5 protein-coding genes and 1 pseudogene are annotated in these 4,696 nt (G+C 73.7%); 3 read left to right on the forward strand and 3 right to left on the reverse strand.

What is annotated here, in order from left to right; genetic code table 11:
- Positions 1-680 (reverse strand): cobalamin-dependent protein (locus ABZ749_RS29650; RefSeq protein ID WP_357233576.1); only part of this gene is annotated, 680 nt, incomplete at its 3' end.
- Positions 677-2,434, reverse strand: coding sequence for a PP2C family protein-serine/threonine phosphatase (locus ABZ749_RS29655; protein WP_357233578.1), 1,758 nt, complete (start codon positions 2,432-2,434; stop codon positions 677-679). The genes ABZ749_RS29655 and ABZ749_RS29650, both read right to left, overlap by 4 nt.
- A 211-nt stretch (positions 2,435-2,645) precedes the next feature.
- Between ABZ749_RS29655 and ABZ749_RS29660 the strand changes: the two genes are divergently transcribed.
- Complete coding sequence (locus ABZ749_RS29660; protein ID WP_357233580.1) at positions 2,646-2,984, forward strand: STAS domain-containing protein; 339 nt, start codon at positions 2,646-2,648, stop codon at positions 2,982-2,984.
- A 72-nt stretch (positions 2,985-3,056) separates the two neighbouring features.
- On the opposite strand, the gene ABZ749_RS29665 is transcribed toward ABZ749_RS29660, so the two are convergent.
- Positions 3,057-3,371: a hypothetical protein gene (locus ABZ749_RS29665; protein WP_357233583.1), complete on the reverse strand. Its 315-nt coding sequence runs from the start codon at positions 3,369-3,371 to the stop codon at positions 3,057-3,059.
- 200 nt (positions 3,372-3,571) lie between these two features.
- Between ABZ749_RS29665 and ABZ749_RS29670 the strand changes: the two genes are divergently transcribed.
- A complete protein-coding gene (locus tag ABZ749_RS29670) occupies positions 3,572-4,549 on the forward strand; it encodes a DUF2267 domain-containing protein (protein ID WP_357233585.1) in 978 nt (325 codons plus the stop codon).
- Between the two features lie 53 nt (positions 4,550-4,602).
- A pseudogene (locus tag ABZ749_RS29675) lies at positions 4,603-4,696 on the forward strand (biotin/lipoyl-containing protein); the annotation flags it as partial.

Below are 4,696 nucleotides of genomic sequence, written 5' to 3' on the forward strand. Positions count from 1 at the left end.
AGGTGGGCCAGCCGCGCCGGCGGCGCCGCGCGCAGCGCCCGCTCGTCGGCGATCAGCTCGGCCGCCGAGGGCGCGTCCGGTGCCCAGGCCACCCCGAGCCGGCGCGCCCACCGGCCGTCCGTGCCGAACCCACGCCCGCCCACCACCACCGGGACGTCCGAGCGGCGGCAGGCCTCGATCATGCGGTGGGCGTACGGCAGGCGCATTGGCAGCGCGCACGCCAACGCGACCGCGTGCGCGTCGTGGCGGTGCAGGTACGACACGAGGTGCGCCGCGGGGACGCTGGCGCCCAGGAAGGTCACCTGCCACCCGCGTAACCGCAGCACCTCGGCCACCAGCCGGGGCGGCAACGCGTGCCACTCGCCGTCCATGCAGGCGACCACGACCCGGCCGTTGATCGGCTGCGGTCTCGCGTGCGCGGAAACCGCCGCCACCACCTGCTCGCTGATGTGGGTGGCCGCGTGCTCCTGGGCGACGCTCCACTCGTTGCGGGCCCACCGCTCACCCACCTCGGACTGCGCGGGCGCGACCAGGTCGAGCAGCACCCGCTCCGCTGGGACGCCCGCGTCGAGCAGACCGATCGCCAGGTCGGTCGCGGCGTACTCGTCGGCGTCCGCGAGATGCTCCAGATATCCGGAGTACGCCTCGCCGAGGTCATTGCTGGCCGTGGCGGCGGTCACGCGTCAGGCTCCCTCGTGTGGTCGACGCCGGCGGGCACCGAGTGCAGGTGCCGTGCCCCGCGCCCGCCCAGGCCGGCCGCCCGCAGCGCCAGCACGGCGATGTCGTCGTGGTCGCCCTGTGCCAGCCAGTCGCAGGTGATCTGCTCGACCCGTTCGGCGAGGGCCGGGGCGGGCATCCGATGGCAACCGGTCAGCGCGCTGATCAGCCGCTCCGGGCCGAACTGCTCGTCCCCGCGCCGGCCGCCCCGGGCCTCGGTCACCCCGTCGCTGTAGAGCAGGCAGGTCTCGCCCGGCGCCAGCCGCACCGTCACCTCGCCGACGCGGGGGTCGGGCACCACCCCGATCAGCATGCCGCGCAACGGCACCGTCTCCACCTCACCGGTGGCGCGCAGCACCAGTGGTGGCAGATGCCCGCCGCCGGCCATGGTGAGGGTGAGGCCGCCGTCGCGCTCCGGGCGGGCCACGCCGAGCACGATGGTGGCGAAGCGGCCCTCACCGTGCGCCTGGGTCGTCTCCAGCAACGCGTCGTTGAGCAGCCGCAGCAACCGCGCCGGGTGCGACTCCAACCGGTGCAGCGCCTGCAGACACTGGCGCAGCTGGCCGGTGAAGACGGCGGCTTCGACGCCCTTGCCCGACACGTCGCCGAGGAAGAACACCGAACCCCCGTCGGGGAGCCGGTGCGAGCCGTAGAAGTCGCCGCCGATGCGCAGTCCCGACTGCGCGGGCCGGTACGCGGTGCCCCACTGCACACCGGTCGCCTCGACCGGCTCGACCGGCAGGAGGCTGGCCTGGAGGGTGTCGGCCACCTCGGCCTGGTCGCGGTAGAGCAGCGCGGTGGTCAACGCCGCGCCCGCGCGGGCCGCGAACGCGCGGACCAGCTCCACGTCGTCCTCGTCGTACCAGCGGCTGGCGCGACGGGCCACCAGCAGCACACCGACCGGCGCGTCGCGTCCCGGCAGCGGAACGACCCGGGCGGCGCTGTCGGTGCCGGCCAGCCCCGGCAGCCAACCGGCGTCGACCGCCTGCTCGACCAACCAGTCCACCGCGTGCGGCTCTGCCCCGGTCAACCCGTCGGCGATGGCGGTCGGCAGCTCGCCGCCAGCCAGTACGCCGCTGTCCACAGTCGGCACCTCGTCGTCGGTGCGTGTGGCCCGCCACCAGCGGGCGCGCCCGGCCTTCGGGGCGAGGACCAGCACCGCCACCTCGGCCAGGGTCGGCACGGCGAGTCGGACGACAGCGGCGGCAGCCCGGTCCGGGTGCAGTGGGTTGCCCAGCTTGTCGCCGACCACGGCCAGGAACGCCGAGCGAGCCCGTTCGGCGAGCAGCGCGTCGGCGCGGCTGACGCTGTCGGTGACGTCCTCGACGTACCAGCAGCAGCGGTCACCGGAGAGCGGCACCTGGCGCGCGGTGAGCCGGCGCCCGCGATGAGTGAAGCCCCCGGGGACACCGTCACTCAACCCGGGCACACCGGCCGCGCCGAGCAGCTCGCCGGGAGTCACCTCGGGCAGCAACCGCTCAGCCACCGGGCTGACGTGCCGCACGACGCCATCGGCGTCGCAGACCACCAGCCCTTCCCGGAAGTGCTCGACGACTTCCAACCAGTCGGGCGTGGCCTGCCCCCGGTCGGGTGCCAACGGCGGTAGGGCCGCGGTGGGGCGGCGAACGTCGGCGGACCACGCCGAGGGTCGTGTCGTGCTCGGCGTGGAGAGCCGTCCGTCGCCCGGGTCCCAGTCCCTGACGTCGGAAGCAGTCACCAGCTGAGCCTCACTCCTTTGTCGTTCACCGAACCCGTGCCGGAACCGGCGTCTACGGTCAAAACTTTCCCGTCACCCTACGCCGGAACCCGGAAAGCGGCATCTCACGGTCGGTGGCCGGCACCGCCACGGCGGGGCGTCGGACGAGGAACACGGGGGCGCGTCACCGCTCCCGCTTTGCGTTTTGTGGCTCGACAAGGAGAATGGCGGGATGCCCGACCAGCTGTTGACCATCGAGACAATCCGGCTCGGCGCCGGGAGCGTCCGACTCCGGCTGGCCGGCGAACTCGACTACGACAGCGCACCGGAGCTGATCGCCGCGGCGGCCGGGCTGCGCGGCGGCGACGACGCTCCGGTTCTGGTCGACCTGACCGGGGTTACCCTCTGCGATTCCTCAGGGCTCAGCGCGTTGCTGGTGGTGCACCGCGCCGCCGGGGCGATCCGACTGACCGGGGTCAGCCCTCAGCTTCAGCGGATGCTGGACCGCACGGGCCTGACCGAGTTGCTGGCCGAGGCGTACGCCGACGACGAGGTGCGCGCCACCGGCTGAGCCTCCGGCCACCCCGCACCGGACGGGGTGGCCCCCGACCCTGGGACCTGGGGTCGGGGGCCGGAGGAATGTCTAGGGTGCCGTCATCGGCTGGAGCCGGGGGCCGTCCTCACGCAGCTCGCCGATCGGGGCCGGGTCGACGTCCTCGGGCTCCCCCGAATCGGGCGTCTGGTACAGGTAGCGGACGAACTGCCCACCCGCCTCGTTGTCGTCCGCGCCGGGCCACTGACCGATGCAGTCCATCCCGATCACCTCGCGGCCCGTTCCGTCGGCCTCCTCCACCAGCGCCCACAGGCTCACCGGGTAACACCTGGTGACCTCGGGTGTGAGTTGCCAGCGGGCGTACCAGCCGGGTCGAGCGGGGACGATCTCGACAACTTCCTTCATGACGACCTTCCTTCCGCGTACCTCGGAAGAACTCCGGTCCTGAGCCGATCGTGCGGGCCGTGCGGGTGAGCACCCCTCACCCCCGCCGGATGAAGCGTGGCGCAGGTTGGTCCGACCCGGCCGGCGGCCTCCGTTTCCTTCTCGGGGACGGCGGGAAGGCGACTGGCGCAGCCACGATCCCCAGCGGAAGGGATGCCACCATGCGCAAGCAGATGGAGGGCGACAACCAGAGGCGCCGGGCCCTGGCCCGGCAGGCCCGGGAACAGAATCGCCAGCCCAGCGAGATCGGCGCCAGCCTGAGCGCGTCCAAGCAGCTCACGAGCCTCGACGCGGGTAAGCGGGCGGGCCCACCAGCGGCCGGACCGCGCAAGTCGGACACCACGCGCGGGGGGCCGGCACCGCCGCCGGTCGGTAGCGCCGACAACCCGCGACCGCAGCCGTCCCCGCCGAGCGGCGCGGCCGGTGTGAACAGCATGGGCTACCACGACCTGGTCGACGAGGTTCGGCGTCGCGCCGGGGTCGACTTCAAGACCGCCAAGGTGGGCACCGAGGCGACAGTTCTGGTCCTCGCGTTCGCCCTGGAGGCCGCCGAGCGGCAGCGGCTGCTCGCCGCGGTGCCGGCGTCGCTGCACGACGTGCTGCCGGTAGACGGCATCGAGCGGCACCAGGACCTGCCCGGCTTCCTGGCCGAGGTGGGCCGGATCAGCGGCAACACCCCGGAGCAGGCCCGTTACCAGGCGGAGGCGACGATCGCCGCGCTCGCCGAGCAGGACGGCGACCTGGTTGAGTCGTTGCACGTACCCGACGGGTTGCGCGACCTGCTGAACCCGCCGGAGGCCGGCGGCGGCCTGGTGGGCGCCTCCACCACCACACCCACCCTGGACGCCGACGAGATCAGCGCGGCGCTTTTCGACCTGCCCTACTGGTCCGGCGACAGCCAGGGCCTCTACCGGGTGGTCGCGCTGCCGCCCGACAACCTGGACCGGGTTCTCGCCCGGCTCGACCGGCTTCGCCAGGACAACGGCCGCGGCCCGAGCATCGGACGTCCGGGCGACACGGCCGCCGTGTTGACAGTGCGAACCAACCAGGCCAACGGGGTCACCGCGCTCGACGTGGACCTCGCCCGCCAGATCGACGACGCGATCGACGAGGTGGGGGCCGGGATGGCCGGCGGCTGACCGGCCACCACGACACCGTCGGGCCGGCGGAGCGGGGACGAGCCCGCTCCGCGGTCGACAACGAGATCCCGTCACCCGCTGCCGGCGTGCTGAGCCGGATCGTGGTCGGCGAGGACGAGACCGCCGAGGTCGGCAGCGAGCTGGCCG

Origin of the sequence: Micromonospora sp. NPDC047753 (assembly GCF_040642735.1) — a bacterium.
Classification (GTDB): domain Bacteria; phylum Actinomycetota; class Actinomycetes; order Mycobacteriales; family Micromonosporaceae; genus Micromonospora.